The 26,362-nt window shown below is 42.8% G+C and carries 16 protein-coding genes; 13 read left to right on the top strand and 3 right to left on the bottom strand.

Annotation, left to right across the window (positions count from 1 at the left end; genetic code table 11):
- Positions 1–306 precede the first annotated feature (306 nt).
- The 5 genes from LZG71_RS01220 to LZG71_RS01200 all read left to right on the top strand — a co-directional run bounded on the left by LZG71_RS01220 (position 307) and on the right by LZG71_RS01200 (position 4,315).
- Positions 307–948 (top strand): DUF4145 domain-containing protein, encoded by a 642-nt coding sequence (locus LZG71_RS01220; protein ID WP_233816233.1) that lies wholly within the window; start codon positions 307–309, stop codon positions 946–948.
- A 78-nt stretch (positions 949–1,026) separates the two neighbouring features.
- Positions 1,027–2,262 (top strand): PIN domain-containing protein, encoded by a 1,236-nt coding sequence (locus LZG71_RS01215; protein WP_233816232.1) that lies wholly within the window; start codon positions 1,027–1,029, stop codon positions 2,260–2,262.
- Between the two features lie 4 nt (positions 2,263–2,266).
- Positions 2,267–2,689 (top strand): hypothetical protein, encoded by a 423-nt coding sequence (locus LZG71_RS01210; protein WP_233816231.1) that lies wholly within the window; start codon positions 2,267–2,269, stop codon positions 2,687–2,689.
- Positions 2,690–3,343: 654 nt separating this feature from the next.
- Positions 3,344–3,820 carry a hypothetical protein gene (locus LZG71_RS01205; RefSeq protein ID WP_233816230.1) on the top strand — a complete coding sequence of 159 codons (477 nt, stop codon included), beginning with the start codon at positions 3,344–3,346 and terminating at the stop codon, positions 3,818–3,820.
- A gap of 3 nt (positions 3,821–3,823) precedes the next feature.
- Entirely contained in the window at positions 3,824–4,315 is a 492-nt protein-coding gene (locus LZG71_RS01200; protein WP_233816229.1) for a hypothetical protein, read from the top strand.
- An 18-nt stretch (positions 4,316–4,333) separates the two neighbouring features.
- Here the strand turns inward: LZG71_RS01200 and LZG71_RS01195 are convergent, their stop codons facing one another.
- Complete coding sequence (locus tag LZG71_RS01195) at positions 4,334–5,584, bottom strand: tyrosine-type recombinase/integrase (protein WP_233816228.1); 1,251 nt, start codon at positions 5,582–5,584, stop codon at positions 4,334–4,336.
- Between the two features lie 801 nt (positions 5,585–6,385).
- Here LZG71_RS01195 and LZG71_RS01190 point away from each other — a divergent pair.
- The 4 genes from LZG71_RS01190 (at position 6,386) to LZG71_RS01175 (ending at position 13,863) form a co-directional block, all read left to right on the top strand.
- Positions 6,386–9,538, top strand: a complete 3,153-nt coding sequence (locus LZG71_RS01190) for a SusC/RagA family TonB-linked outer membrane protein (RefSeq protein ID WP_233816227.1) — start codon at positions 6,386–6,388, stop codon at positions 9,536–9,538.
- An 11-nt stretch (positions 9,539–9,549) separates the two neighbouring features.
- Complete coding sequence (locus LZG71_RS01185; protein ID WP_233816226.1) at positions 9,550–11,028, top strand: SusD/RagB family nutrient-binding outer membrane lipoprotein; 1,479 nt, start codon at positions 9,550–9,552, stop codon at positions 11,026–11,028.
- Between the two features lie 31 nt (positions 11,029–11,059).
- Positions 11,060–11,962, top strand: a complete 903-nt coding sequence (locus LZG71_RS01180) for a glycerophosphodiester phosphodiesterase family protein (RefSeq protein ID WP_233816225.1) — start codon at positions 11,060–11,062, stop codon at positions 11,960–11,962.
- Positions 11,963–12,318: 356 nt separating this feature from the next.
- Positions 12,319–13,863 (top strand): alkaline phosphatase family protein, encoded by a 1,545-nt coding sequence (locus tag LZG71_RS01175; RefSeq protein ID WP_233816224.1) that lies wholly within the window; start codon positions 12,319–12,321, stop codon positions 13,861–13,863.
- A gap of 58 nt (positions 13,864–13,921) precedes the next feature.
- Here LZG71_RS01175 and LZG71_RS01170 read toward each other — a convergent pair whose 3' ends face one another.
- Both LZG71_RS01170 and LZG71_RS01165 read right to left on the bottom strand, forming a co-directional pair.
- A complete protein-coding gene (locus tag LZG71_RS01170; protein ID WP_233816223.1) occupies positions 13,922–14,134 on the bottom strand; it encodes a hypothetical protein in 213 nt (70 codons plus the stop codon).
- Between the two features lie 99 nt (positions 14,135–14,233).
- Positions 14,234–18,358, bottom strand: a complete 4,125-nt coding sequence (locus LZG71_RS01165; protein WP_233816222.1) for a hybrid sensor histidine kinase/response regulator transcription factor — start codon at positions 18,356–18,358, stop codon at positions 14,234–14,236.
- A 298-nt stretch (positions 18,359–18,656) separates the two neighbouring features.
- Here LZG71_RS01165 and LZG71_RS01160 point away from each other — a divergent pair, with 298 nt between their 5' ends.
- From LZG71_RS01160 to chrA, 4 genes are all read left to right on the top strand, one after another.
- Positions 18,657–21,752, top strand: a complete 3,096-nt coding sequence (locus LZG71_RS01160) for a TonB-dependent receptor (protein ID WP_233816221.1) — start codon at positions 18,657–18,659, stop codon at positions 21,750–21,752.
- 23 nt (positions 21,753–21,775) lie between these two features.
- On the top strand, positions 21,776–23,344 hold the full coding sequence (locus LZG71_RS01155) for a RagB/SusD family nutrient uptake outer membrane protein (protein ID WP_233816220.1): 1,569 nt from the start codon (positions 21,776–21,778) through the stop codon (positions 23,342–23,344).
- A 75-nt stretch (positions 23,345–23,419) separates the two neighbouring features.
- Positions 23,420–24,835 (top strand): aryl-sulfate sulfotransferase, encoded by a 1,416-nt coding sequence (locus LZG71_RS01150; RefSeq protein WP_233816219.1) that lies wholly within the window; start codon positions 23,420–23,422, stop codon positions 24,833–24,835.
- Between the two features lies 1 nt (position 24,836).
- Positions 24,837–26,063 (top strand): chromate efflux transporter, encoded by a 1,227-nt coding sequence (gene chrA / locus LZG71_RS01145; RefSeq protein WP_233816218.1) that lies wholly within the window; start codon positions 24,837–24,839, stop codon positions 26,061–26,063.
- Positions 26,064–26,362 lie beyond the last annotated feature (299 nt).

Here is a 26,362-nt window from a genome sequence, read left to right as displayed (position 1 = left end):
CATGTTCCCATTTCTTAATAATACAACTAGGTGCCCGCACTGTCAGAAAACCTCTTTCGAATTGGTTCAATCCAATGTAAGAGATGCGGCTTCAATGGAAGATCTATCATACTTGTTTAACTTCATTAGGTGCACTAGCTGCAAAACGGCAATCGGTGTTTCTGATGTAAATACAGCATATAAGGTCAATAGGATAATAGACCATTTAAATATTGACCTAAAATAAGTTCTCTTACACCGGTGGTTAGCACTTGGCATTTTTAGGGCTAATTTCTGTGAAATGCCAAATTTATCAACGCCCAAAATATGAAAATACACACGCATGATGGTTATGACGCCACACTAGAGTCACACCCCGATCAATGCCCTTTCTGCCATAGAAAAATCACCCCAATACCATTACATGGTTATACAAAGGACCAAAGAATGCAAGCATTTTTGCTATGCCCGTCATCTCAGTGCAATAGTACGTTCATCGCTCATTTCTTCAGGTATGGACAATCATGGAACTTTGATGGCAAGACATCTGCAGGAAATCTCAAGGAAAAGGAATTTTCTGAAAAGATAGAGGAGATATCCAAGTCGTTCACAATTATCTACAACCAGTCTTCTTTTGCGGAGCAAAACGGCCTACTTGAAATATGTGGAGTAGGATACAGGAAAGCGCTTGAGTTTTTGATCAAAGATTATTCTATCGCAAATCACTCAGATCAGAAGGATACCATTGAAAAAGCAACGTTGGGTAATTGTATTGAATCTTACGTAACTGATAATCGCATAAAGGGTGTGGCAAAACGGGCAGTTTGGCTTGGAAATGACGAGACACACTACGTAAGAAAATGGGAAGGCAAAAATCTTGAAGATCTCAAAAAACTAATTGAACTTACAGTTCATTGGATTGAAATGGAAGCACTAACTAAAACTTTTTATGAAGATATGCCGGGGTGATGATGGATTGATTTCACCTCCCCAATAGATTGCAAGTAATCTGGGATACTGTATTGTATAAAATTTAACAAACTTTTAGTGAAAGAACCCGAATCACATGAGGAATCTCGCCAGCCATTGACCGCTGAAGAATCGTTTGATTTAAGATCCATAGTTATGGAGTATGATGTATTGACTATCGATACGAGCACAATTAAGAAACTAGGATATCGCTTCGATAGCGGTCTTTTAGATCAGTTGAGCCAATTTAAAAATAACGATACCCTTCTTATTTTTTCTGATGTAGTTGTCCGAGAGATGGAGAAGCATATTACGGATGACATAAGTGAAGCGAGAGAAAAGCATAAGAACTCATTAAAAGAACTTAGAAAAAAGTCTGCTATGGATAATGCATCCATACAGAAGATAAACGATCTGTTGGACGTACAGCTTCCGGTAGATGAGCTGGCGAATAATATTATTGAGTCATTCCTGGATAAAACGGATGCATTAGTAATTGATTCAGTACAAATTACATCGGATCAACTCTTAAATCGTTATTTTAACACCAAACCTCCCTTTGAAAATACATCAGCGAAGAAAAATGAATTCCCTGATGCCATTGCTTTACTAGCCCTAGAAAAATGGGGATCATTCAATGGCCGAAAGGTATTAGCTGTTTCAGAAGACAAAGGTTGGGTGTCATATGGAGAGGAATCAGAAATTATTGATGTTCAAACGGACTTAGCCACAGCCCTGAACATTATTAATAGTTTTGATATGTCCAAGAAAATAAATGATGTGCTTCATTTTGCCCTTGAAGACATTATGAATAACGAACAATCTGAACAACGTGAAGAGCTTCTATTTGAAATCGAGGGTCAAACAAACGAAGTTGACGCCACATCCATTGGCTACTCAACGGAGGCAACAGTGATATCAGCTTTCTCGGGAGTTACATTGTCTTACAATTCTGTGTCCTTTCAAGAACAGAAGCCTAGTAAGTTAAAAGTAGTAAATAGGCAGGACCGTGCTATAACTGTCCAGATCCCAATCATTGCGAATGCGCGTGCAATAACTACATTTGTTTTGCTGAGAAATGTGACCGGCTATGAAATCACCCCTGGGGCATTTATAACCTCAGAAGAGAAATTTGAACAGGATGCAAGTAAAGACTTTACATTCCCTGCCAACTTGCTCTTGACCCTTGAAATAGATACACTACGCGATTCATCTGAGATTGCAGAGATTGAGATAATTGATACTCCAGCATCATTCGATTTTGGGGATATTAATGAGGAACAAAGGAATTATACCCTACTACATTTAAGATAATTATATGAAAACTTATAAAGCCGGTCCTGAATTAGAGACTGTTTTGGCAAGACATGGAATTTTGGAATTCACTAGCAAATCGCCCGGGAATCCATATAAAAGGAAGTTCAAAACAAGCTTGTCTTCAAGTAAAGTAATTCGATACGACCACATTAACATTGAGATAGATCAGAAAGGTCACCACGGTACGGACTCGAGAATAACCCTGACGGAACAAGATATGAAAGCATTGTTGTTCTTTTTTAAGGCAAATTCTGTTGATTTTGCGTTCGCAGTGCCATTTAACAAGTTCACTTTTCAGGGTGTTACCAAAGCAATAGAGACCCTTCGGAGTAGATTGGAGATGTATCGAGAGCTTGAAAGCGCAAAAAGGGATGTGGTTAAATTGGAGCGGATACTGAGGATTTATGATGATATCGAGATTTGAGGCGGGCAGGAATGTCGAATAGTATTTGCCGTAAGATCATTCGTAAACCACTGTTAAAATCACTCTGAAATCACTGCAATTATCACTCTAGAATCACTGTTAAAATCACTCTAGCATTTGACTTAGTCCGGCTTCATACCCCCTACTAAACCCCATTTGCAACCCCCTGTAAAACCCCCTCATTAACGGGGTATCAAACCGGGTGCAAAGCATATAGGGTTTGGTTTATAGGTTTACTGAAAAGTTGGGAATTGCTCCAGATTTTAAACCCTAAATTCTTAAATTATGGACAGTGTCCATAATGTCTACAACTATTAACAATCCGTCACTCTATCCAAGGCATATGTTTAAAATTTCTTGGCAATTGTATACATTTCAGCATATTCCAGAGGTCGTGCACTACTGATCAACGCCGATTGTAGACAATCCATATTGACCAATAAGTCTATACGTCAATCTTACGCAACCCTCTATACTTCAATCAATTGATTGAAGTAAACTATAACGGTTAAATTATACTTAACTCATTTTAAGGTAGTTAAGAAAAAATATATTCAAGAATCCTATAATTTATTTGTAAAAAGAAATGTTAATTTGTGGTAGGTAATAATATTTTATTACGCGTGTCACATAGAGGTAAAATATATTAAAGTCATGACATCGACACAAGATATCCATGTATCACACAATGTAACTGAGTTCATTGATGATACTATTGCATCTTTGGAGATAGATAAAATGAATATTGGTCTTGGAGTAGCTAACCCTTACACAGTGGATTTCTTCTCGAAATTATCAGCTGGTAAAGTCAATGATGTTTTTTATCAATTATCCCAAGAGATTAAGAAAAATGCTGCTCAGGAGATGATTAGACAATTTTTGTCTCATTTGCCCAAACTAAAAGAGTTGCCATTTAACAGGTTAGCCGTTGGGGTAGATTCATCATATCTACGAGTTTGGGTGGAAATGAATGAGTACAATGAAAGTTGGGAACGCGACCTATATTTGGCCGAAGCCTTTGTAAATAGCAAATCGGGAAGTGTTGGTTTACAGCTGGATGTATTTATAATTGAAAAAGAGGATAATTTTAGTATACCAAGCGGCTACCAGTTGCTTTACCCTTCTAAATAATAATTGAAACAAGAACATCATTTTGCTCAGGCCAAAAATAATTTGAAGTTTCTAGAAAAAGCTAATGCTTCTGCATTGGAGTTTTACGACTGGCAAGTTACAGTTTGTTTTTATTCGGCACTTCACATAATGTCTGGTCACCTTAAGGCGAAAGGAGTGGAGAGTAGTTCTCATGTATCCACGCTAAGAGCCTTAGATCCTTCAAATCAACTTTCTATTACCAAGCTTGGTGAGGACGAGTATGTAGCATATAGATCGTTGTATAATCTATCACGTAGAGCAAGGTATCTTGTTGAGGTCAATTCTCAGGGAATAGTTACAACTGGTGATACTCCCCTGGCTACAAGATGTGTTCATTTAGCGCGATCAATTAGGAATCTCGATAGAATTTTGGCGTTTCTTAAAACAGAGTATAAAGTTGATCTTGATAAGATAAAGATTAAGTGCTCTGATCTTTCTCAAAGTGATAATTTAAAATTCGTAGCCATTCAATAAATCTCGATATTTTGGGTTTTAATCAAATATATCGCCCATAGCTTCATCCAGTGATTCTTTATCAAAGGAATTGAGATAACCCTGTGTTGTCTCAATTTTTTTATGCCCCAGGCTGTTCATAATATCAACAACGGTAATTTTGTTGGAGCTCTTCATTGCTCTCCGGGCTTTGTCAGCAAATGAGTGTCGGGAAGTATGAAAAGAGATATTTTTATCAAGTTCAAGTAACTTCGATATATCTTTCAGATTGTTATTGATCTGAGAAGTCTTTCCGGATAGGTGATTGTGTAAATCGATTCGTAAAGCCCTGTCCATCTTCCTCTTTTCTGCATGGGTTACAAAGGCAGCATAATCTGCGTCATTCTCCAGAATTGGGAACAGGTAGTTATTGGCATTAGCTTCAGTATCGTGATATTCCTTTAAGATACCGAGTGCTGAGCTGTTCAGCTTTATACTTTTCTTGTGGCCAGTCTTGTCCATCTCATATTCCAGCCTACCCGCTTTAATATTTCCTTGTCTCAACTGTATGAGGTCCGCTACTCTGATACCGGCATTATAGTAAGAAAACAAATAGTAATTCCTAGTGTGGTGCATCCAATTTTTAAGGGATAATTTTTGCAGCTTTTCTATTTGCTCATCTGTAAGTTTTGCTTTGTTAGACTTTAGAGTCTTTGCCCGGACGTGGGCGCGGAATGGATCCTTATCGAGTGTGTCATCAGCCAACGCAGCCTTAAAAACGGTGTATATTTTGTCAATAATATTATTTACGGTTGTTCCGGCCAGATTTCGTACCAATAGGCTGTTTTTAAATTCCGCAATGTTCTGCGGTGTTATAGATGACATCGGTGTATTTTCTCCGAAGTAATCTTTGAACCGGTTAAGTTTTGATTCCTGCTGCTTATAGTAGCTGATCGCTGAGTCAGCTTCCAGATGTTTTAGGTAGTTTGCGAAGTAGTTTTTTAAGGTAGCCCCCTCAGGTGTATCATTTTTTATATTAGCAAGTGCCGGTACGTTTGACTGTTCCAGTAATTCATATTTGGCCCGTAACCCGTCAATTGCGATTTGAATATCTCTGTTGTATTTGACGTGTTTAATGTTCGCTTTCCGAATCCAGAAACCGAATTTTGCTTGTTTGTTGAAGTGCTCAGCTGGGATAGTAAAATCCAGTTTGATTTTCTTACTTTTACGGTTGTGAGTAACACGGACGAACAAAGCATACAAGCCATCTTTGCCGGCTCGCGAGTTAAGTTCTATGTTGAAAGTGGCCATCTAATGAGTGTTTTTACAGAAACATTTGCAGAAACAAATATAGATATTTCAATACTTACTAGGTATGCGCACCGCACAAAAAAGTTGATTTAAACAACATAGATGCGGTTTTTGGTCGGTGAGGGTAGTGTGTGATAAGTCTCCTTTTGGTCACGTTTGAATTATTTAAAAGCCTGTAAATTAACAACTTACAGGCTGTTTTTTTTGCATAAACAGTGCAGAAACAAAATCTTCCGGAATTTCTTTTTTGGGTCATCTTAGAATTTGATTGTCCACGACAATCCTAACGTACGATTTGTTAATAATCCGCTGGGTTGCTCTTAAAACCAAGAATGATCGGATCCGGAAACAAATACGCAGTATAAGATTTATTGCTTTGCTCTTCAATTTTCGCGAGTGAAAAACATATTAATAAAAAAACAATAAGACATGGTTTGAAAAAGAACTTCATTTTTTTAAAAGTTTAGGCATTCATTGGATTCGCATACAAAGTAGCGCACCGGTATTTTATCGATGCGCTATTCCCATCCCCCCCTCCGGCTCAATCCTTTTAAGCCATAATGCTGTCAAATCGTAAACGGCAGCCCAAGCCATTTCGACGCTATACCTAAATTAAAACTGGCGAAATTCCTGACTAAATAAGGTTTCTATCCAACCGCGCCAGTTCCTGATTAATATCACAATTCCTTAACACCCCGGTAACAGTAGCTTTTTACGGTGCAACTACCTTTGCAGCCTTATTACAAATTGCTCTTCATTGGTCAACGTACTCTTTTGGAGCACTTTAACTCAAAAAAAGTTATGAATAAACGATTACGTCCGACATTTTTTGCCGTGCTGTTGGGTCTGTGTTTACCCTTGTATTTACAAGCACAAGCTACAATTTCCGGTAAAGTGACAACTTCAACCGGAGAGTCTCTTCCCGGTGTGAACATCCTGATTAAGGGGACCAACTCCGGAACTACGACTAACGCACAAGGTGAATACAACCTGAGCAACTCCAAATCCGGAAATACACTGATCTTTTCGGCCATCGGTTTTATATCACAGGAGAAAATAATTGGAAATCAGACTGTCGTTGACGTTGTTTTGGTTGAAGACACCAAGATTCTGAATGAAGTCGTTGTAACCGCCTTGGGTATCAAAAGAGAAGAGAAATCCCTCGGTTTTGCTGCACAAACGATCAATGAGAATGCGGTAAAAGATGCAAAGTCGAACAACTGGGTTAATACACTTTCCGGGAAAGTAGCCGGACTAAATATACAGGGCGCAGGTGCAGGACCAATGGGATCGGCACGTATCACTTTGCGTGGTGAATCTTCGCTTAACCTGGATAACAATCAGGCTTTGATCGTTGTTGACGGCGTACCGGTCAGCAGCAGAATAACAGGAACTGGATTTAATTCCCACCTTTCCGCTGACAGTCCGGTCGATTACGGTTCAAGTTTGTCAGACATCAATCCCGATGATATTGAGAAAGTTACCGTACTGAAAGGCCCGGGTGCAACAGCGCTTTATGGTAGCCGGGCAGCTGGTGGCGCCATCATTATCACGACAAAATCCGGAGTTCGTAAAGACAAAGGGATAGGTGTTACAGTTAATTCAAATTTCAGTTTTGAACAAATAAACCGATATCCTGACTACCAGTTTGAATACGGTGAAGGACGTACAAACAAATACTATTCCTATCTGGACAATGAAGATGGCCCCAATACAGCAACCACAGTGGGTGCAGGAAGAGCATGGGGACCAAAATTTGATGGTCAATCCTATTTCCAGTACAATCCCGACGCAGCAGATGGACGGCCAACGGTGAGAACGCCCTGGGTTGCCAATAAAGACTACATATCAGGCTTCTTTCAAACTGGAACTACTTTTTCAAACAGTATTTCCCTGGAAGGCGGAACAGAAAAAGGCTCAGCCCGACTGTCTTTGACACACATGAAAAACAAATGGATCATCCCAAACACCGGATTTGAGCGTCTGAATGCTGCACTTTCACTTAGTCAGAAAGTCTCGGATCGCCTGAAAATCAATGGAAAAGTCAATTATACCAACAAGAAAAGCGACAACCTGCCTATGGCTGGCTACAACAACCAGTCACTGATGTACTTTTTGATCCTGGGAACAGCGCCCAACCTGAAACCGGAATGGTTCAAACCTTACTGGGTTCCGGGTAAAGAGAACATCCAGCAGAGAAATCCTTTCAACCCGACACCCGACAACCCTTACCTGGGCATGTATGAAATGCTCAACAAGATGAACAAACACGGGGTGATCGGGAACGTTTCGGCAACTTATGAAATCTCCGACAAACTGGATTTCCTGGTTCGTACCGGTCTGGATATGGCATATGAGTTCCGTTCCCAGCAGCGACCTTTCAGCATGACACGTTACCCGAGAGGCATGTACCGGGAGCAGAATGTTTTCAATTATGAATCCAACACCGATTTCCTGATCAATTATAAAGACAAGATTGCAGGCATTATCGATGTAACTGCTTCTGCAGGAGGAAACGCCATGCGTCAATCCTACGATTTCGCCGGACTTTATGCGGATCAATTGGCTCAGCCGGGAATTTATCAGATCTCCAATAGTCTTGACCAGGCGGTGGCCGACCCTTTAAAAACAAAAAAAGCCATCAACAGTATTTACGCCGCTACACAGTTTTCATATGATGAAAAAATCTTTCTGGATGTAACAGGCCGTAACGACTGGTCGAGCACGTTGCCTTACGGAAACAATTCGTTTTTCTACCCATCGGTGAGTTCCAGCTTTTTGTTAAATGAAATATTTAAACTTCCGGTCGCAGTTTCCTTTGCCAAAGTGAGAGCTTCCTGGGCGCAGGTTGGAAATGATACAAGACCTTACCAGACAGCCCGTTACTACGACAGAGTTTATGGTAACAGTTTCACAAATTCATCGACATTGTTTAATGCCGACCTGAAACCTGAGATAACGGCGAGTTATGAATTCGGGCTTGATGTGCGTATTTTGAAAAACCTCCTGGGACTGGATGTTGCCTATTACAACAACAATAGCCGCAACCAGATACTTGCCATTCCGCTGGATCCGGTGTCGGGTTATTCCAATGCGCTGATTAATGCAGGTTTGATCAACTCCCGTGGTATCGAAGTCAAACTTACTGCCAAACCGATCACCAACAAGAATTTCAGCTGGAACACGACATTGCTGTGGTCCACAAACAGGAGTTATGTACGCGAGCTTGCATCGGGTATTACCAACCAGGTCATCTATGCCCACGATGCCAATGTTTCGGTGGAAGCCCGGGTTGGCGGATTGATGGGCGATATGTACGGCCGCGGTTTTCAGCGTGCTCCCGACGGACAGATCATTTATTCGTCTGTTGGACTACCGGCTGCACTCGATCCTACTACTAAAAAGTGGGGAAATGCATTTGCAGACTGGAAAGCCAGTTTGTCCAATGAGTTTACGATTAAAAACGTGCGTGTAAGTATACTTTTGGATGGCCAGAAAGGCGGAAGCATGTTCTCTCAAACCAATCACAAAAATAATACGCTCGGAAAAACAAAAGTTACTTTGCCAGGACGCGAAGACGGAATTATTGGTCAGGGTGTTGTAAAACAAGCCGATGGAAGTTTCACAGCAAATACGGTAAAGGTTGCCGCGAGTTCTTACTACGACAATTACTATCAGATTGCCAATGCGGAAACCAATATTTTCGATGCATCCTTCCTGAAAATCAGGGAAGCAAGGATTGAATTTAACCTGCCTGCTGCATTGCTAAACAGAATTGGCGTGCGCCAGACCAGCCTGGCTCTTTTCGGAAGAGACCTTTTCAATTTCACAAAATTTCCAGGCTTTGACCCGGAAGGCGGAAACCTGAACAACGGAACGCTCACACCGGGTGTTGAGCTTGCCCAGTTTCCATCCACAAGAACGATGGGTATGAATCTTACCCTTAAATTTTAATCATCAGAAAAATGTTTAGAAAAATATATATCCCGATCCTTTTAATAGCAGGTCTGCTGTTTTCTTGCAACGACGGTTTCGAGGAACTAAATACGGATCCTAATCGGCCAAAGGAGATTACACCAGGCGTCATGTTGGGCCAACTTCAATACAAGATCATCAACAGTACCGTCAACGCGAGTCGTAATTTCACTCACGAGCTGATGCAGGTAGATGCGCCCCGCGCAAGTGCAGGTGGTGGTGGGTTACACCGTTATCTTGTGAATCCGGGTACAGGTGTGTGGACCAACTTTTATACTTATTTGAGTGACATTCAGGACCTTTACGTCATTGCGGATAAGCTGAATGAGAATAACTACAAAGCAATTTCCCTGATTTATAAAAGCTGGAGTTATTCGATTCTGACGGATCTCTATGGCGATGTGCCTTATTCGCAGGCTACAAAAGCACTAGACGGGAATTTCAAACCAACTTTTGACAAACAGAAGGATGTGTACATTCAAATCCTGAAAGATCTTGAAACTGCCAACAGTTTGCTGGATGATACAAAAGCATTGACTTATGCAGGCGACATGTTGTATAACGCTAATGCACTTTCAGGAGCCAAAAATCCGGGAATTTTGAAATGGAAAAAGTTTTGTAACTCACTCCGTTTACGGTTACTGATGCGGGTATCCAAAAGAGAAGGCGAAGTAAATGCCAGGGAACAAATCACCGCGATTCTCGCAAATCCAACAAACTTCCCCGTTTTTACGGCGAATGCGGACGAAGCAATTTTCAGATATCCGGGCACATTTCCATTTTTTAACCCGTTTTACAATGCCCGTCAGGTTGACTGGCGTGACGGAAATTATTTTACCAAATTCTTTATCGGTAAAATGAACCAGATCAACGATCCAAGAAGAACCGTTTGGGCCACGCAGGTAAAATCTGGCACGGAGAATGTTTATCAGGGAATAGACAGCGGATATCCAACCGCCACAGAATATGCCGTAGGAAGCAATTCAAGTTATGCCGATGGATTAAAAACGTTGCCACAGCTTGGGGTGATGATGACTTTGGCGGAAGTAGAATTTATTAAAGCTGAACTGGCTCTCAAAGGATTTAACACCGGCTCAACTGCTGAAAAACATTACGAAGCAGGCATCACAGCATCCATGACCCAATGGGGCGCAACCATGCCGGCAGGTTTCACAAAGCAGGCGGGTGTGTTGCTTGAAACAACTGCAACGGTCGAAAAACAACTGGAACAGGTGATGTTGCAAAAATATTACGCTTATTTCTTCGTCGACTATCAGTCGTGGTTTGAAAAGCGCCGGACAGGATATCCGGTTTTACCAAGAGGAGCCGGAATTCCGGCAGAGAATGCCTTCCCGGCACGTGTCCCCTACCCGACTTACTTGCAGTCGCTTAATCCGGAAGCATTGAAAAGCGCAGTAGCTTCGATGGGCGGCGACAACAGCGATATCAAGGTTTGGTGGGAGAAGTAGATATTAATTGATGTAAAATGAGAAATGTCAGATGGGAAATGTAAGAAAGGTAACCGGGCCGCCGGGCGGAGGTAAAATGAAAAGGGATGGCTTTGGGATTGTAGGGGTTTTATTTGTGGTTCTGTTTTCGGCCAGCATTGTCCAAGCGCAAAAGTCAAAAGTAACAATGCCGGAACGTGGTTTGTGTGCACATCGCGGTGCCATGGACACGCATCCCGAAAATACGTTACCAGCTTTGCAGGAAGCTGCAAGGCTGGGTGCGCAAATGATCGAGTTTGATATCCAGCTTTCGAAAGACAGTGTGATGGTGATCATGCACGATGACGATGTCGATCGGACTACGAATGGAACCGGAAAAGTGTCAGATCTGACGTATGAGTATTTGCGTTCACTTGATGCCGGTATGAAAAAATCACCAAAATTCAGGGGTACTTTGGTGCCTACTTTTGAGGAGGTATTGGCGGTGATGCCTGAGAACGTGTGGCTAAATTGTCATCTGAAAGGCGATGAAGCCGTTGGCAAAGCGGCAGCGGCAATGCTCAAAAGGTCAGGAAGGCTCCACCAGGCATTTCTGACCTGCTCAGTAAAAGCGGCGGGAGCTGCAAAAAAACAGGTTCCGGAAATACTGATCTGTAATGGAGAAAACAGCTATCGCCGTAACACTTCCAGATATGTAGCAGAGACGATCAAGTTGAAAGCAGAATTTATACAACTGCTTCGTCCCGAATCAAAAGAAGATCGCACGGCATTGATGGCATCTTTAAAAGACAATCACATAAAAATCAACTACTTTTTCGCGGAAACCGCGCAGGAGCTTGCCGATTTATATAAACAGGGTGTAGACTTTGTACTGGTAAATAATGTTGGCGAATTGCTTCTGGAGACGGAAAAGATGGGTATCAAAACCTGGAAACCAGTTTATAAAAAACAATAACATTCGTCGGGTTGTTACAGAAAATTTCGGTTTAGATGATATGTAATTAAACTTGAAATTAGTCAAATAGGTAGCTTTTGGGCTCGAATTAGCATCTTACTTTTTTGTCTTAACACAAAAAAGTAACAAAAAAAGTCAAGGCTGCATGCAAATCTTAACGAAAATCGACTCGCTCATCACCTAAACAAAAAAAACTCCTCCTAACGTCGTCAAACAATTTTTTGTTTTTAACGGTGCTGAACAAATCGATTTTCTAATTTGCATAAGGCCGTCCAGAATAGAGAGTTTACACTTATTATAATCCAAGAAATTATCTACCTACGGTGATCCTTCCAGTCCCGAAACTTTAATCAGAAATGAAAAGTACTTTTTTAAAATCATCTGCCAATCTTTGTTTGGCGTTTGCACTGGTCTTATTTTTTTTACCTGATTCGTACGGACAGAAGAAAAATACACTTAAAAATAAAACACTGATATTCTTTTTTGACGGGCTAAGACCTGACTATATCACGGCTGAGCTCATGCCCAACCTGCATGATTTCAAGCAAAAGGCATCTGTCGGAACTCATCACCATAGCGTTTTCCCCACGGTTACCCGGGTAAATTCAGCTTCTTATGCGACAGGTTCTTATCCCGGCACACACGGACTTTTGGGAAATACAATTTATTTTCCCGCTGTTAACAAGTCAAAAGCGATTGGAACGACTTACGAAGAGCTGATAAAAGTACAGGCTGCCGAATCCAACCAATTGCTTACCGCAGTATCTTTAGGAGAAGTGCTACAATCCGCGGGCGAAAGCATGATGGTTTTCAGTTCCGGAACCACCGGACAAGCCTTTTTGCAAAATCATAAAGTTGGAAATGGCGCAATAATCAATCCGGATCTGATACTGCCGGAATCACTCAGGCCAGCTGTTTTGCAGGCTATTGGCGATGTTCCTCAAAAAGGAGAAAATGGACTTGTCAAACACAAATGGGTAACCGACGCACTGTTAAAATTCGGATTAAAAACAGATGGACCACTGGTAAGTGCCGTTTGGTTGTCGGATCCGGACGGTTCGGCTCATCGTTATGGTATGGGATCAGACCAGGCTGTGGCTGCCCTGAAATTCGTGGATCAGCAATTTGGCCGGGTAATGGATTCACTAAATACCAGAGGTTTGAAAGATAATTTTAATATCATCATCTCCACCGACCATGGTTTCGTCACGCACAAAGGCAAGCAGAGCCTTACCGAATTTTTAATCAGCAGCGGCCTTAAAAAGGATAAGGAATCCGATGACATTGTGATCGCCGAGGGCGCTTTGTATGTTAAAGACCACGATGAAAATAATATCAAAAAAATTGTTGCCGCTTTACATAAGGAAGACTGGGTTGGAGCGGTCTTCACCAAACCTGAAAGAAAAGGCAGTATGCAGGGTTGGGTGGATGGAACACTTTCATTTGAAGCTATTCATTATAACCATCCGACCCGGTCCGGCGACATCCTGGTTGCAAATAATTGGAACGATGAAGTGAATGAAAAAGGATACAAAGGAACCGACTATTCAATGGGCGTAGCAGGCCATGGCGGATCGAGCCCGTACGAGATCAACATTGCTTTAATGGTATCCGGTCCTGATTTCAAAAGTGGCGCTACCAGCGGACTGCCCACATCAAATATCGACATCACGCCTACCGTTTTGGGGATTTACAACCTGCCTGTTCCAGCCGCAATGGATGGACGGGTTATGAAGGAGTTCCTAAAAAAGTCTGCGGCTCCTGTGAGCAAAAAAAGAAATGAGAAGGTAGAAACAAGTGTAACCTATCCGTGGGGAACTTACAAGCTTTCCCTGGACATGTCTGTTATGGATCGTTACCGGTATTTCAATTTCAGCAAAACGGAGCGGATGAAATTGTAGTGTGCATCATGCACTTGAACCATCCGGATTTTCTTCCTTCTGTAATCTTTTGAAGTTGTTAAAATAAATGGCCCATCCGCGGGTGAGGAGTGCGGTTATTCCCAGAATTGGTAAGCACAATAGCACTTCTTAATGGCGAATCGGGTGCGGTGCGAACCACTTCCATTTTGTACGTCAATGTTCCTGTTGGGGAAGTGGACTGAGCAAAGCGCCAGCTCAAACTTCCAAATAAAAGCAAAGTGAAACGTAATAATAGGGATATCGTATTCATCGCCCAAAAGTAGGTTTGGGTACGTAATCCGGTTGTTCCCATATTCCCGAAAGAGGTTAGAGTAGTGCCGGACTACCCTACTTTTATATAAACATAGGATTAGGCGCTTTGATGGTTCTTTAATTTAGCCACATATTCCGATGGTGAAACACCGTATTGTTTGGTAAAACTTTTGGAGAAATAAGAAGGTGTGTTAAACCCGACTTCATAGGCAATCTGGTTAATATTCAGTCGGCCTTCCTGCAATAGTTTCAATCCCTTTTTTAGCCGTATGGATTTGATAAAATCATGAATTCCCTGCCCGGTTAATGATTTAAACTTGGCATACAGCACCGTCCGGCTCAGATTTGTGAGCTGGCTGATTTTCTTATTGTCCAGGTCAGGATCGGCCAGGTTCTCTTCAATGTAGTTTACAATTTTATCCAAAAACTCTTTATCCAGCTGGTTCGCGACAAGGTCCGAGGGATAAAGGTCAACCGACTGAACAAACTTCTGCCGAATGATGTCCTGGTTACGAATAAAATTATATACCACCTGGAATAGCATATGCTGCTTGACAGGCTTCATCAGGTAGCTGTCGGCGCCCGCTTCGTAACCCGATAGCTGGCTGTTTTCGTTGGCCTGACTGGTGAGTAGAATTACCGGAATATGGCTGGTGTTCGGGTTATTTTTGATTGTCTGGCAAAATTCCAGTCCGTTCATTACCGGCATGATCATGTCTGAAATAATCACATCGGGCTGAGATCGGGCTGCGACCTGAATAGCTTCTGCACCGTTTTCTGCCTCAGAAACAGCGAATACATCCGAAAGCAGAAGCCGAAGAAACGTGCGTATCTCAGGGTTGTCATCCACAATCAGAATTTTCTTTCCATGTAAGGCCTCTAGTTTTTCAGGCGATAATGCCTCGGCAATTGTGGTTTCAGGGGTTCGCTGCAACGAAATGGATGCAGTACTTTTAGCGGATTTGATCGCTGTATTTTTTGATTTTGGAAGCATAACGGTAAAAGTCGTTCCCTGATCCGGCGTACTTTCGACGGAGATGGATCCCTTGTTAACGTCGATAAATTCTTTGACAATGAACAGCCCCAGTCCGGTGCCGGTTTCGCCGGCAGTACCAATCGCAACGCTTTGCCGCTGAATATCGAATAGACTAGTAGCCTGCTCCTGACTCATGCCAATACCTGTGTCGATGAAGGACAGGATAATCTGATCTATATTTTCTTTGGATTCAACAGTTATCGCACCATTTACGGGAGTGAACTTTATACTGTTACTCAATAGATTACGCAAAACAGTGTCTATCATTTGTACATCAGCAAAAACGTCGTGTAGCTGATCTACACGTAACGAAAAATGAATGTTCTTACTCTTCATTTGCTGTTCCAGAAGCGCCTCATTTTTAATCAGAAGTTCATGCAAATTTAGGTCTTCGGGAATGTAGGCGATGTTCTGAGTCTGTGTCTGAGCCCAGTCGAGCAGGGTTATGAGCAGATTCTGAATCGAATTCGAACTTTTGTTGATATCATTAATGTAGCTGTAAATTTCCTCGGTACTCAACGTAGAAAACTTCATTTTGAGCAAATCGGAAATTCCGGACAAAGCGGCAACCGGATTTTTGAGGTCATGTGCAAGTATCGAAAAGAAGCGATCCTTGGTATGATTACTCAGTTCAAGATCTTCATTGGCTTCTTTTAATTCGCGCGTTCGGGCAGTAACCACCTCTTCCAACTGCCGGTTCTGTTGTTCAACAGAGGCGAGTCGCTGGTAGAAGAGCAAAAGTATGATCCCGACAATCGCCACCAGAATAAGCAACCTGAACCACCAGGTTTTCCAGTATGGTGGCGTTACTATTAGTACTATTTCCGCGCTGTTGGCAGACAATTCTCCGTTATTGGCAACCGTTTTCACCCTCAGCAGATACTCGCCCGCATCCAGGTTGGTATAAGTTACATTGTTTTTTGATCCGATCCGGCTCCACTGTTTATCAAACCCTTCGAGCATATAAGCGTAGTTGATCTTCTCTTTATTGATGTAATTCAAAGCAGCAAATTCGAATGTGATGACCGACTCGGCATAGGAAAGTACAATTCTCCTGACCGTGTTGATGCTCTCGCTCAAAGGAGAGTCATGCTTAGCCACCGGCACCTCTTTGTTGAATATCTGAAATCCGGTAAAAATTATAATCGGTTCATTGTCAGATATTTTTGTATCCTTTGGCTGAAATTCATTGAATCCGTTAAATCCCCCCAGATACATTTTTCCGTTACGGCTCAGGCAGCGTGCTGCTTTAAATTCATTTCCCTGCAGTCCGTCGGTAATGCCAAAGTTTTCAAATGTATTCTTGCCGATGTTATACTTGGAAATTCCTTTAGTTGTACTAATCCACAGGTTGCCCGCTTCGTCCGAAATCAGACCGGTAATAACGTCACTGGGCAGACCGTTTCGGGTATACCATTGGGTAATCTCACCCGTTTTCGGATTGAGCCGGTTCATTCCGTAGTTGGTACCCAGCCACAGATTTCCCTCCCCGTCTTCCCAGATGGACGTTACGCTGTTATTACTAAGGCTGTTAGCTGATTCAGCGTGTTTGAAAGACCGGAATTTGCCGGTCTTCTTATCCATAATACAAATCCCTCCTCCGTCAGTTCCTATTAGCAAATGTCCGCTACGACTTTCCTGAATAGTAAGAATATAGTTTCCACTCAGGCTGGCGGAATTTTTAGGGTCATTTACAAAATGGGTAAATGAATGATCGGACGGGTTGTAGCGGTCGAGCCCGCCACCATAGGTCCCTACCCAGAGTTGTTCCTGGCTGTCTTTGAAAAGGTAAAAGGCATAATTACTGTTTACGCTTTTCGGGTTTTTAGGATCGTTTACATAATAGCGGTAGCTATTTTTCTCTGGATTCAATACCGTGATGCCTTCACCCCAGGTACCTATCCACAGGTCACGGTTCTTATCCTCGGCAACCGTCAGGACGTAGTCGCCGGCAATGGAGTTGCGGTTGTTTTTGAAGTGTTTATAATTTCTGAACTCATTTTTTGAACGATCAAAGCGGTCTACCCCACCCCCGTCAGTACCGATCCAGAGCACTTTTTTTGTGTCCTCATAAATGACGTTTACAATGTTATTGCTCAAACTATTGGTTCCCTGCCGATGCCGGTAATGATTGAACTTGTCAGCTTCCGGATTAATTACATTGACCCCGCCATTCAGCGTTCCCAACCATAAATTACCCTGACGGTCTTTCTGGACCGAGTTTATCGTATTGCTGCTAATGCTGGTTCTGTCATTTTCGTTGGCCCGGAAGTGGGTAACGTTATTCTTTTGGGGATTGAAAAGGATAAGCCCGCCGTTTTCGGTACCGATCCACAAATTACCCAGATTGTCTTCGGCCATAGAAAGCAGCACGTCGTGACTGAGCTCTTTTCGCTTAAAAGGACTAAGTACCCCCGATTTTCGGTCGAGCTGACTGAGTCCGCCGCCGTAGGTCCCAGCCCAAAAATTTCGATGACTGTCTTCGAATACAAACTTGATCTTATTGTAAGGAGCCGAATTCGTTTGCGGAATAGTTTGCGTAAAATTTCGGAAGGTCCGTGTTTTCTTGTCGTAAAGATTAAGTCCGGTCGTGGTCCCTATCCAGATATTTTTGCTTTTGTCTTCATAAATATGGGAGATATTGTTGCCCGTTAATCCGCCAGGTTTACCAGTTGTTACAGCGTAATGGAAGAACTGTTTTTTCTTAGCGTCATAAAAATCGAGACCGTCGGAAGCGGTGCCGATCCACACGTTATTATCACTGTCGACAAAAATACATTCGATGTAATCACTGGAAATTGTTCCGGTTGCTGAAGACTTGACCCCTTTCCGGTAGCGGGTAAATTGATCAGACTTTGGATCAAATACATTTACACCACCCTCCCATGTTGCAAGCCATAATCTCCCATCGGCATCTTCGGCAATGGACTTGATATCGTTTGAACTTAAGCTATTCGGGTCGCCGGCATCTTTCTTATAGACGGTAAACTTATAACCGTCGTATTTATTAAGACCGTCCATTGTACCCAGCCAGATAAGTCCTTTTTTGTCCTGAAAAGTGCAACGAACAGTATTCTGTGATAACCCGTCATTGCTTCCTATGTTGATAAATTTTACATTACTGGTTTGGGCAAAAATGAAATTGGACAGCAAAACAAGCAAAAACACCGTAATTCTATATAGCATACTAAAATATTATGATCGAGGGCTTTCGCCATCTTTAATTCTTCAAGTTATAACTTTGAGGATTCAGTTTTATTGAATTTCTTGAAAATACTACCAAAAAATTCGTTTATATAGGCTAAAAAGCAGGTTTGCGGACAGAACTACCGCAAATCGGGACTATTGGAACACGACACGGATTGCCTTGCTGGTAATTTTATCGAACCAATCATCAATGCGATTATCATTAAAATACCCGTAAGTGATTTTAAGATCAATGCCCTTCTGTTTGCCAAATTTTTCGGATCCATTATCGATTAAAATGATGTTAAAATTTACGAAAAGACTACGTGACGCCCTATTCCTTACCGCCTCAGGAATGTTGGTGCTCAGTACAACGGTGGTATCGGTGTATGCTGCGCCGAATGCAATTACCAGCAAGTTAAAGAAGATTACCGTTTCGGGGAAGGTAGCGTCAAAGGACGGCGAGCTTCTACCGGGTGCCAGTGTGATGGAGAAAGGAACACAGAACGGCACCAGTACTGATGTCAATGGCAAGTTCAGCCTGGTAGTTGAAGACGATGCGATCCTTATTTTTAAAATGCTCGGCTACGAAACACAGGAATTGACGGTTGGCGGTAAATCGGTGCTGGACGTAACCCTGGTTACTGAAATTGCTTCGCTGAACGAAGTAATGGTAGTAGGCTACGGCAGCAAGAACAAAAGCAGCTTTACAGGTTCGGCGGTAACATTGGGTTCGGAAGATCTTAACCAGGCTTCCCTATCCATGGCGAATCTTCTACAAGGTAGAGCAGCCGGTGTGCAGGTTACCCAGAATAATGGTACGCCCGGAGCAGCACTTTCTATCCGGATTCGTGGTACCAACTCTTTGAACGCTGACAGTGAGCCGTTGTATGTCATTGACGGCTTCCCCGTGAACGGCGGGGTTGGCTTTTCCCTGAATCCGGAAGATATAGCTTCCATCACCATTCTTAAAGATGCAGCCTCAACTGCTATCTACGGATCACGTGGTGCCAACGGGGTAATTTTGGTTACGACCAAAAACGGATCAAATAAAACGAGCCGGGTTAGTCTGCATAGCTCTTACGGTATTCAGAGGGTAGTGAATCGCTTTGATCTGGTTGGCCCTTATGACCATGCCGTTCGACTAAATAAGTTGGCGGGGATCAACGGGGAATTACCTCCCTACGGTGCGGGTCGGTTGGACTCCTTACAACGTGGAATATTGGGTACAGACTGGCAGGATGAGCTTTTTCGTACAGCTTCGGTGCAAAATCATACGATTAGTTTTACCGGTGGTACCGACAAAACATCGGTTTTCTCCAGCTTTGATTACCTGAATCAGGAAGGTATCATCGTTCATTCCAACTTTAAGCGGATTGGTGGTCGTGTCAACGTAGACCACACCGTGAATGATAAATTCAAAATGACTGCCCGTATTTTTGGAAACTACGGGGTTCAAAATGACCTGCCTCTTTCTCCTTCAACAATCAACGGATTTTTGAAGCAGGTTTTGAGAGCCAATCCCGCTTCTACTTACGATTCGGGCATGTCTCCGCAACGCGATGCACGTAACCCGTTGCACTTTGTTCAGGCAGAAGATCGTGAAAATACATCCTACCGTACCAATGGTTATTTCTCTTTGAAGTATGAGATTATCAAAGGTTTGTTGCTGCAAGGTGACTTCGGTGCGGATATAACCAAAAGCAAGTACCGCTACTTCGCTCCCTCGACGGTTCCTAATGCCATTTCGACAAAAGGTTTGGCTACCGTAACCGACATAGATGAGCTGGATTTGATCTTTAACCCGACAATTAACTACGATATTAAGAAGGGCGACCATTCCATCAAATTATTGGCAGGTTATAACCATCAAAATTTCACGTATCAGGAAACAGGTTTGACAGCTACCAACTTCAGTAGTGATGACCTTGGATATAACAACCTGGCAACGGCTCAGGATTTCAATGCTTACTCAGGAAAGAGTATGATCAAGCGCAAAAGTTGGTTTGGACGTGTGGATTACGATTTCAACGATAAGTATATTTTTACCGGTATTTACCGGATAGACGGTTCTTCGGTTTTTGGAAACAACCACAAACTAGGTTATTTCCCGTCAGCAGCATTCGCATGGAAGTTTGCTCAGGAAGAAGCATTGAAAGACCTGCCTTTTCTATCTTCTGGTAAGGCGCGTGTGAGCTACGGTATCACAGGTAACGACCGTATCGGATCAGGAATTTCCCTGGCTACTTTTGCGGCAAATAGTTCCACCCGCTATACTTTTGACGGCGTTACTTCGGTGAGTGGTATCGCGGTTACGCGTCTGTCGAACCCCGATCTGAAATGGGAACAAACTGCAGCCTGGGACTTGGGGCTGGAAGTAGGATTGTTCAAAAACAGAGTTATTGTAGAAGCTGATTACTACGACAAACAAACCAATGATCTGTTGCTTGACAGAAGTATTTCTCCATCAACCGGTTTTGAAACTCGTTTCGGAAATGCAGGTAAGGTGCAAAATAGAGGGTTGGAGCTTTCGATTCAAACAGTGAATATAACCGGTAAGGATTTCAAATGGAACAGTACCATTTCTTATGCCAACAACAAAAACAAAGTGAAGTCATTGGGTGTCAACGACTCGGACATTTATGTAGGAAGCTTCAAGCCGGATGGAGCAGCGAACTTTGAAAGTCCGTTTATCATCCGTGTCGGCGAGCCTATCGGTGCGATTTATGGCTACGTTTACGAAGGAATTCTTCAGGAGAACGACCCGGCTTTGAAAACACATCCTAACGCGAAGGCAGGAGATCCTAAATTCTCGGATCTTAACGGAGATGGAGTCGTGAATGCTGACGACCGCAAGGTGCTTGGAACCGGGGTGCCAAAAGTAAATTTCGGTTTTACCAATAACCTGACGTACAAAAATTTCAGACTGGACGTGGTTGTTCAGGGACAAGCCGGAGGAAAGTTGGTGAATGTCCAGAAAGTCGATTTATTGAACCCCATCACCCAGGGAAATGTACTTAATCAGGTGATAACCGATACGTGGTCTCCAGAGAATACAACTGGTACAATCCCGGCCCGCAGTTTTTATGGTAATACACACGGAGGGTTTGTTAACTCCCGTTTTATCGAAAGCTCGGATTTCCTTCGGTTGAAAAACGTAACGCTAACTTACAGCATTCCTGCTCCGGTATTGAAGAGCATAGGCATAGCCGGATTCGATATTTATGTAAATGCGCAAAACCTGGCTACACTCACCAAATATTCGGGGTTAGATCCTGAGATTGGTAACCTGGTTTCTAACACACAGCAAAACCGCAATGTGGCGAGAGGGATAGATTTCAATGCATATCCGGTGAGTACTATGTTTTTATTAGGTGGAAGATTGACGTTTTAATCAAAATATAAATCGAATCAGAAATGAAGAATGTATATCGAATACTTAATGTAGCCTTACTCTCCGGACTTATTCTGGTGATGGGTTGTGAAAAGGGATTGGAGGATGAGACATTTTCGGTCTATGATCAGAATGTGCTTACCAAGCCCGAGCATGCTGAGCAGGCAGTTCGCGGAGCTTACGCAGCGTTGAAAGACAATGGCGGATTTGGTTACTATGCGGGTCACTTGTACTGGCTGTACGAATATCCGGGAGAGGTGGTAACTACTACAGGTACGGCTCGTCAGGGTGGCCAGATCGACCAGTTGACCTACGATGCTTCTAACTCAACATTCAATGGAGTATGGATTAGTATTTTTAAGCTGATATCGAGAACCAATGAAGCGGAAGAATTGATTTCCAATGTTGATTATACAGGAAACTCGTCGACTGTTGCACTTCAAAACCAGAATTTGGGAGAAGTTCGTTTCCTGAGAGCATTGGCCTATTACGATGCTACCTCACTTTGGGGAGCAGTGCCTTTGTTTATCAAATCATCTTCTAAATTCACAGAAAGTGATGAAAATCCCCCGTTGACCGAACAGTCCGTTATAGAAGATGCGATGATTACGGATCTGCAATTTGCAGAACAACACCTTCCGCAGTCATATGCTGCAACAGAGGTAGCCCGTGCAACAAGCGGTGCGGCCAAGGCACTATTGGCACGTCTTTACTTGCGTCGTGGTGAGTTTGCGAAAGCTGCTGAAAAATCTTTGGAAGTAATGAACAAAAACTATGACCTGAGAACGCAGGCCGAAGGCGGTATCAAATCACTTTTTGCGACAAACAACCGCTCTGACAATGAGTTTATTTTTGTTCTGAAATCATCAAACGAGGCGGGCTCTTACGGTATCAATAGCAACAGTTTTGGTATTAACTCTGTGCCCTGGGATTTCAACAGAGGTTGGAACAACTTCCCGATTCACCTGCAGTTCTATGCGCAATTTGCGAAGGAAGACGCAAGAAGAGAACTCCTGACTGGCATTTATAAAGCACTTTACGGGACAATTGTCAGTGTTCCGAAAGAGTTTGGCGGTCCAGGCGGAAAAGCGCCTGATACCACTGCGGCCAAATACGTTTATAACTTAAAATACCCTCACGTTAACAACTACAATTATGCAGGTTTTAACAACGTAGTTATCATTCGCTATGCGGACGTATTATTGATGCGTGCAGAAGCATTGAACGAAGTAAGCGGTCCAAACGAGGAAAGCATAACCCTGCTGAATCAGGTTCGTACCCGTAGTGGACTTCCGGCTCTTACATTAGCTGCCTTTACTACTAAAGACAAACTGCGGGATGAAATTTTTGAAGAGCGTAACAAAGAGCTATTTATGGAAGGCCGTAAGCGGGATGACCTCTTCCGTTGGGGAAGAAGTGCCAGCAATGGTGCTAACCCGTTGTTGAAATTTAAGGAGAAGATAGTACCAAGATTGCTGTCACCATCTACTTATTCGGATGCGGTGGATTATACCAAGTATCCTTATCCTCAAAATGAAATCCAGAGTAACACATCGCTCGAAGCCAATGTGAATGCGGGGCGGGTTAGGTAACGCAATAGATGCTTAAAGTAAGGTGCCGGTTTATTTAAATCCGGCACCTTACTTTACGTAAACAGTCAATTCAGTATGCAGAAGTTGAAGAAGCCCCTTATTTTAATTGCCTTAATTTTAGGAGGAATCGCGCTGCTCTGGCAGCTGGATTCGGTTAAAGATTATGTCGCTCCCATCCAGATTGGAGCGATCGATTTAGTCCATGTACCCGAGAACCGGCTTCGTTTTAAGGTCAATGTGAAAACAAACCGTAATTCTGACGCTTATTTGAAATACTGGAAACGGAACAGCAAAGACACATTGTATTCTACCGTTTCAAAAAATACTGATTCGCACACACTCTGGATTGTCAATACAACCGGAGACACGCGTTATACTTTTCAGGTAATAGCTTCGACTGGCACCAAAACCGTGCTGAGTAAAAAATACCCGCTCGAAACCCGCTCTATTTACCAGGCAACCCCTTACTTTACGCTGGAACACATGGATAGTACTTTCTCCAAAGAAATGGAGAATAAATACTTCCTGACCCAGATTTTGTCTGAACCGGGATCGGCAGTTATTATTGACCATAAGGGTGAAATTGTCTGGTATGAGCCGTTTAAAAAAGGCGTAAAAGTCTCGCACTGGACGCCGGAAAAAACGGTTTTATGTATTGTCGGCGCAGAGAAAATACCCTCTTCGGGAGGCGATGAAATTATTGAAATGGACCTTACCGGAAAGGTCGTAACGCACTTGCAGGTAGGCAAAGGCGACATGGATAAGCTGGTTCACCATGAAGTCCGTACCGATAAGGATGGCAACATTTATGCACTCACTTTTGATAAAAAACTATTTGACCTGACCTCCGTTGGCGGAGTAAAACAGGATACAGTAAAAGGTGATGGGATTGTCATCTTTAGCCGTGAGGGAAAGAAACTGTGGGAATGGACAATGCTTGATCACCTGGATCCACTGTCGGATCCGGAAATTATGAAACATAAAAAGGACTGGGTACATGCCAACTCCGTTTACCGGGAAGAAGATGGCAACTTCCTTATCTCCTACCGTGATCTGAATCAGATCTGGAAAATAGATTTCAAAACCGGGAAAGTACTTTGGAAACTGGGCGAAAAAGGGGACTTTCCTTTGACCGAGGACCAGCTTTTCAGCGCACAGCATTTTGCTCATACTACTGTGAACAACGAGTTGATGATGCTGGATAACGGTATTAAGAATGAGACTACGCGTGCGCTTTCATTCAAACTGGACACCAAAAACAAGACAGCGCAAACAGTGCTGGATATTAAATTACCCAAGGAATATTATACCACAGCTAAAGGGAATGCTCAGTTTATCAACGGCGATAAAGTAGTGTTCAGTCTGACCGACCCGCGCTCTTTCCTGATCACTGATTTAAAAGGTAAGATTCTGTGGAAAATTCTGATTGGCGGCGATCCGTACCGATTGGAACAAACTCCGGGTTTTACATTGAACAAACCGAAATTTTAAAATGGCAGTCACCCTCGAAACGGCTACTGTGCGGGAAACAATTAGTTTGCGCTACCTGTTTTTCACCTTTCTGAAAATAGGAACGGTCTCTTTTGGAGGACACATGGCGCTGATTTCCGTTATCCAGCGCGAAATGGCGGAAAAGGATAAGACGATCTCCGCTGAGGCAATTCTTGATGCGGTAGGAATCGCAAGTCTGTTGCCCGGCCCGATGGCGGTTAACGTCGTCACCTATCTTGGTTATCACTTGAAAGGAAAAAGTGGGGCTTTGGTCAGTATGCTGGGAATTCTGCTTCCCGCATGTACCCTTATGCTTGTGCTCTCCTGGGCTTATTTTGCTTATTCGTTTACCTCTGAAGGGGTGGGAAGTATGTACTTTGTGCCGGCAACGGTTGCGGCAATTATCCTATCCACAGGCGCTCAAATGTACCAGAAAGAAGTGGGAATAAAGTCGTTGAAGCTGGTTTTGTGTCTCACTACAATTCTTCTTCTGTTATTCTTCAAAAGCTACTTTCTAACCGTTCTGCTGCTGCTAGCCGGAGGCATAGCGGGGGTACTATTGAAATTGGGAACTGAGAAAAAAACACAGACCGGTTCAATGGCAGGATTTAGTTTGAAGCCAGGCAAGGCTGCCGGATGGACACTGGCACTCCTGGCGCTGATAGAAGTTTCCTTTGTCGCCAATGTGGCGCGGTATTTTGAAAATATTTATATAAAAATAAGCCTCATTTTTTCAGGAATCAGTTTGTCGCTCTTCGGAGGAGGTTATGTGATGATCCCTATTATGCAGGCACTGTTTGTCGATGACCTGAAATGGCTACTGAAACAGGAGTTTGTGGATGCCATCGCCTTCAGCCAGATTACCCCCGGCCCCATTCTGGTAAGTGCGACTTTCATTGGATACAAGTTAGCCGGTGTTGGCGGGGCGTTGCTCGCTACCGCCGCGATCTTTATTCCGTCGGCAATTGTGATGATCGTAATTTCAGGGATTTTTGAAAAAAACAAACACCGTCAGTTTTTACAAAATCTATTAAGTGGTATAAAGGCAGTGGTTGTAGGTATGATTCTGGTCGCAGGGGTCAACATCGCACAGGGATTTGCCGGAGATTACCTGCTGGTTGGGGTTACGGTTATCGTATTTGTACTTAGCTATCGCCTCAAAGTAAGTCCTGTATACCTGATTCTGCTATCGATACTTTCGGGTATCAGTTTTTATTCCTGGCAATAAAATTTAAAGGGCTGAGGGGATCATAGTGGATAGAGATTTTTTTCGATTATCAAAAATATAGTTTCACTATCGGGAACGGCCTTATGCAAATTAGGGAATTGACTTGTTCAGCACCGTTAAAATCGCAGCGGCGCCCGCCAAAAAACTGTTTGACGACGATAGGAGGAGTTTTTTTGTTTAGGGGCTGAACGAGTCGATTCCCGTTAAGATTTGCATACAGCCTTGACCTTTTTTGTTACTTTTTTGTGTCAAGACAAAAAAGTAAAATACTAATTCGAGCATCGAAATTACTCAAATGA

The sequence above is a fragment of the Dyadobacter sp. CY312 genome (assembly GCF_021390535.1).
GTDB lineage: Bacteria > Bacteroidota > Bacteroidia > Cytophagales > Spirosomataceae > Dyadobacter.
Note: the sequence above shows the minus strand (reverse complement) of the source record. Positions and strands in the feature narration are given on the sequence as shown.

What these genes read in the sequence shown, in the direction of transcription:
- LZG71_RS01220 (WP_233816233.1), top strand. Translation starts at nt 307, where the DNA reads ATGAAAATACACACGCATGATGGTTATGACGCCACACTAGAGTCACAC.
- LZG71_RS01210 (WP_233816231.1), top strand. Translation starts at nt 2,267, where the DNA reads ATGAAAACTTATAAAGCCGGTCCTGAATTAGAGACTGTTTTGGCAAGA.
- LZG71_RS01205 (WP_233816230.1), top strand. Translation starts at nt 3,344, where the DNA reads ATGACATCGACACAAGATATCCATGTATCACACAATGTAACTGAGTTC.
- LZG71_RS01195 (WP_233816228.1), bottom strand. Translation starts at nt 5,584, where the DNA reads ATGGCCACTTTCAACATAGAACTTAACTCGCGAGCCGGCAAAGATGGC.
- LZG71_RS01190 (WP_233816227.1), top strand. Translation starts at nt 6,386, where the DNA reads ATGAATAAACGATTACGTCCGACATTTTTTGCCGTGCTGTTGGGTCTG.
- LZG71_RS01185 (WP_233816226.1), top strand. Translation starts at nt 9,550, where the DNA reads ATGTTTAGAAAAATATATATCCCGATCCTTTTAATAGCAGGTCTGCTG.
- LZG71_RS01180 (WP_233816225.1), top strand. Translation starts at nt 11,060, where the DNA reads ATGGGAAATGTAAGAAAGGTAACCGGGCCGCCGGGCGGAGGTAAAATG.
- LZG71_RS01175 (WP_233816224.1), top strand. Translation starts at nt 12,319, where the DNA reads ATGAAAAGTACTTTTTTAAAATCATCTGCCAATCTTTGTTTGGCGTTT.
- LZG71_RS01170 (WP_233816223.1), bottom strand. Translation starts at nt 14,134, where the DNA reads ATGAATACGATATCCCTATTATTACGTTTCACTTTGCTTTTATTTGGA.
- LZG71_RS01165 (WP_233816222.1), bottom strand. Translation starts at nt 18,358, where the DNA reads ATGCTATATAGAATTACGGTGTTTTTGCTTGTTTTGCTGTCCAATTTC.
- LZG71_RS01160 (WP_233816221.1), top strand. Translation starts at nt 18,657, where the DNA reads ATGATGTTAAAATTTACGAAAAGACTACGTGACGCCCTATTCCTTACC.
- LZG71_RS01155 (WP_233816220.1), top strand. Translation starts at nt 21,776, where the DNA reads ATGAAGAATGTATATCGAATACTTAATGTAGCCTTACTCTCCGGACTT.
- LZG71_RS01150 (WP_233816219.1), top strand. Translation starts at nt 23,420, where the DNA reads ATGCAGAAGTTGAAGAAGCCCCTTATTTTAATTGCCTTAATTTTAGGA.
- chrA (WP_233816218.1), top strand. Translation starts at nt 24,837, where the DNA reads ATGGCAGTCACCCTCGAAACGGCTACTGTGCGGGAAACAATTAGTTTG.